At 29.1% G+C, this 3978-nt stretch carries 2 protein-coding genes; one reads left to right on the top strand and one right to left on the bottom strand.

Annotated features, from left to right (window positions below):
* Window positions 1-1511: tetratricopeptide repeat protein (locus AB1Z17_RS10915; protein WP_368051827.1), on the bottom strand; the 1511-nt coding region annotated here is incomplete at its 3' end.
* 242 nt (window positions 1512-1753) lie between these two features.
* Here AB1Z17_RS10915 and AB1Z17_RS10910 point away from each other — a divergent pair.
* Entirely contained in the window at window positions 1754-3760 is a 2007-nt protein-coding gene (locus AB1Z17_RS10910) for a trehalase family glycosidase (RefSeq protein ID WP_368051826.1), read from the top strand.
* Window positions 3761-3978: the final 218 nt, after the last annotated feature.

Below are 3978 nucleotides of genomic sequence, written 5' to 3'. Positions count from 1 at the left end.
AGGTGGGGATATTTTTCTTTAATTCGATATAAAAAATCACTTTGTAAGGTCTCTACACTGGTATGAAATTTTTGTATGTCTTCATTAATATTAAGCTTAAAAGCATACTCTTTTACGAGTGCATTAATATCTTTTTTTATTTGATTTATATTGGTGAAATTCAAACTTTTAAAAGATTTTGTAAGATCCCCATAAATAGATGTTCTTTGAGATATAAACAACGCTAAATTTGTTAATTCTTTCATGCGGAATTCTAACTTGTGCTCAAGGTTTTCCTGAAGAAGTGATTGTGTTTTTAATTTTTCTTTTGACAGCCTATCGCTTTGTTGATAAATGGCTTTTTTCTTTTTTATATTGTTCCAAAGTGAAGCTATAATTAAAATTCCTATAATTGCTAATAATATAGAACCAACTAGCAACGATTTACTTTTTTGCGTCTCTAGGTTTCTTTGTTGCTCTAGTAATTTGATTTCAGATTTTTTTTGTTCTGCTTCATACAGAATTCTCATTTCAGCTAATTTTTCACTTTTATTGCTTGAAAAAATTTCTGATTTCCCTTGATCATACTTTTTATAATTAGAAAGTGCTTCTTTATAATTTCCTATTGCTAAAAAATAATCAGACATAATTCTATCATTTTCTACTACCCCCTCTTTAGTATCTATCAATCCCTCCATAATTAATCTAGACTCTTTTAATAACACATAACATTTATCATAATTTTTAAGCTCTAAATTTACTATTGAAAGCTCATTTAGTATATTAGCCTTAAGCAAATTGTCCTTGATTTGATTTGAAATTACTAACGAAGATTCGAGATATGTTTTTGCAGAATCGAGTTCATCAATTTTTCTATAGCAGACACCTATATTTGTCATAGTTACTGCAATTCTATTTTTATTATTAAACGCTGTTTTTAGTTCTAAAGATTTTTTCAAAAAAGACAATGCCAAATTATAGTTTCCTTTCTGCTCATGAATTAACCCTATACTGTTATAACTGTAAGCAATTCGCTGCTTGTCTCCTATTTTTTCGTGTAATTTTAAAGTCTCTGTATGATACTCCAGAGCTTTATCAAAATACCCAATATCGTAATACAACCATCCAAGGGTGCGCAGTGTAAAAGCTAAATCATAATCATTCCCAATGCTTTTTCTAATTTCTAACGATTTCAACCCAAATTGTAAAGCTTTATTATAAAAATCATTAAATAAATAACCTTGACAAAGATTAATAAGTGCCAAACCTTCTTGACTTTTATCATTAAATTTTTGCGATAACTTTAAGGCTTCATCAGCATATTCAATAGTTTTATTGGGGTTAATTGCCCAATAAATTTCTGCAACTCTGTTTAATAATGGTAATTTATCTTTACCTGTTGAGTAAGGTAAAATAGTTAACAAACTGTCCAATTCTTTCTGAGAATCGGTTGGGTTTTCATCCCAAATATTTGTTTGAGAATGTGCTGTAAAACCAATAAATACAAGAACAAAAAAAATAATTTTAGTCAAATTTTTCAATAGTTAAAGATTTATAAATTGTAAAAAAGTGCAAAGTATGATATTGGCTTCTACCAAATTAAATGTAGTTACAAATATATATATTATTAATTGATGCACTTTTTTAAAATTACTAAATGAAAGGTCAAGTAAAGGTCATTTTTAATTTATTAATAAAAAATAATCGCAAATTTGTTGTTGTCTTATTTTAGACAAAAAAGAATATTTAAATTAACGCACATCCCAATTAAAAAATGTATTTAAACAAAGTATTTAAACATATAGTTGTTTTAGTTTTGGTATTAAATTTTAGTTGTAACAATTCTAAAGAACCACTAAAAGTTGAAAAGAATTTTGATTTTCTTAACAACAGTAAAAATATTCTTGATTATAGAATTACTCCAAAAAATTCCGTAGATAAGTCTGGCTTAATGTTTTCCGATCAGGGAGCCTGGTTTGCATATGGTTTTCCGGATACAATATCAAATTATGGCGGTTTTTCTGGACCTTTTTTAATGACTGAACAAAATGGAATTTGGAGTAGTGCAAATCTATCTCAATTGGTTTTAAAAAATGTTGTTTGGAAATCTTTTGAAACTACAAGTTACGCAAGTCATTTAGAGCACGTTTTTAAAAATGAAAATTTAAAATTAACCCAGCAACTTGTTTTTAGTTCAGGCCATACAGCAATCATCAAATCAACTATCACAAATATTGGTAAAGAAACTATGGTTATTTCCATGCATTGGAAAAATCAACCAATATTAGCAGAGAGTCTTAAGTTTAGTTCAACAAAAAATGAAGTACTTATAAAATCTTCAAAATCAAATGCGTCTGGACATCTCATATTTCCAATAGGAACTTCAATAAAAAATACTGATAATACTTATAGTACAGCACCCAAAAATATTTCATTAAAGGCAAATCAGTCTAAGGAAATTAACATTTCACAAACTTTTATTTTTCCTGAATATTCTTGGGAAAATGAAAAATTGGCACTTACAACTATTTTATTTGATTCTGTTCTCAACATTCGAAAAAATGAAAAAGAAGAACAAATTTCAGCATTAATAAACAATATAAAACCCGAATTTAAAGATTCTATTTATAAAAATGTTTTAGCAAAATCTCAATTAACACTTCAAAATAATTGGCGTATTGCGGCTGGTGAATTAAAATATGAAGGTTTATTTCCTAGTTACCATTATAAATGGTTCAATGGGTTTTGGTCTTGGGATTCGTGGAAACATGCGGTGGGCTTATCTTATTACGACCCAGAATTAGCGAAAAATCAGATGAGAACTATGTTCTATTTTCAAAATGAAGATGGTTTTATTGTTGATTGTGTTTATAGAGATACCACTATTGAGGCTCACAATTATCGCGATACAAAACCTCCATTATCTGTTTGGGCAGTTACTAAAATATATGAAAAAAATAAGGATACAGCATTTGTTAAAGAAATGTATCCTAAACTAAAAAAATATCATTATTGGTGGTATAACAAACGTGATTATGATAACGATGGTTTATGCGAATATGGTTCTACAGACGGAACTTTAATTGCTGCAAAATGGGAAAGCGGCATGGATAATGCCATCCGATTTGACGATTCTAAAATATTAAAAAATGAAGAAGGCGCATATTCTTTAGATCAGGAAAGTGTTGATTTAAATGCTTATTTATACGCTGAAAAATTGTACTTAGCAAAATTGGCAGAGGCACTTCAAATATTTAAAGATGCTAATATGTATAAAGAGGATGCTGAAATTTTAAAAATGAACATTCAAAAACAATTTTACGATTCTGAAGATGGTTGGTTTTATGACACCAATTTAGAAGGGAACCGTTTTATTAAAGGAGAAGGAAGTGAAGGCTGGACGGCACTTTGGGCAAATGCAGCTACACAAGATCAAGCAGAGGCAGTAAAAGAACGTATGATGGATCCTGAAAAATTCTTTTCAAAAGTTCCTTTTCAGACTATGAGTGCTGATCACCCAAAATTCGACCCGTTAAACGGGTATTGGAGAGGCCCAAATTGGTTAGATCAAGCTTATTTTGGTGTAAAAGGATTGCGTAATTATGGATTTAACACAGATGCAAATAAATCTACAATTCAGATATTAAAAGGTGCTGATGGTGTTTTAGGTAAAGGAAAATCGATTCGAGAAAATTACCACCCAATTACTGGTGAAGGCCTAAATGCACAAAATTTTAGTTGGAGTGCTGCACATATTATTATGCTTTTAACAGATTCATAAAAATGAACTACAACTATGTAAATATTTTAATTGAGCTAGCTAAATTAATAAAACTAATGATCATTAAATTACTAATACTAATTGGTTCTTTTGTGGATATTTCTTGTGAGCAAAAAGAATTAAGCAATATTCCATAACAAAAAAACCATTACAATCACCAAATATTTGAAGAAAACAAATTACCGCCAAGAGCTACTTTTTTTGGAACAGAATCGGCT

The organism is Lutibacter sp., assembly GCF_040883305.1.
Lineage (GTDB): Bacteria > Bacteroidota > Bacteroidia > Flavobacteriales > Flavobacteriaceae > Lutibacter.
Note: the sequence above shows the minus strand (reverse complement) of the source record. Positions and strands in the feature narration are given on the sequence as shown.

Coding starts and splice junctions, on each gene's coding strand:
- AB1Z17_RS10910 (WP_368051826.1), top strand. CDS start 1,754: ATGTATTTAAACAAAGTATTTAAACATATAGTTGTTTTAGTTTTGGTA.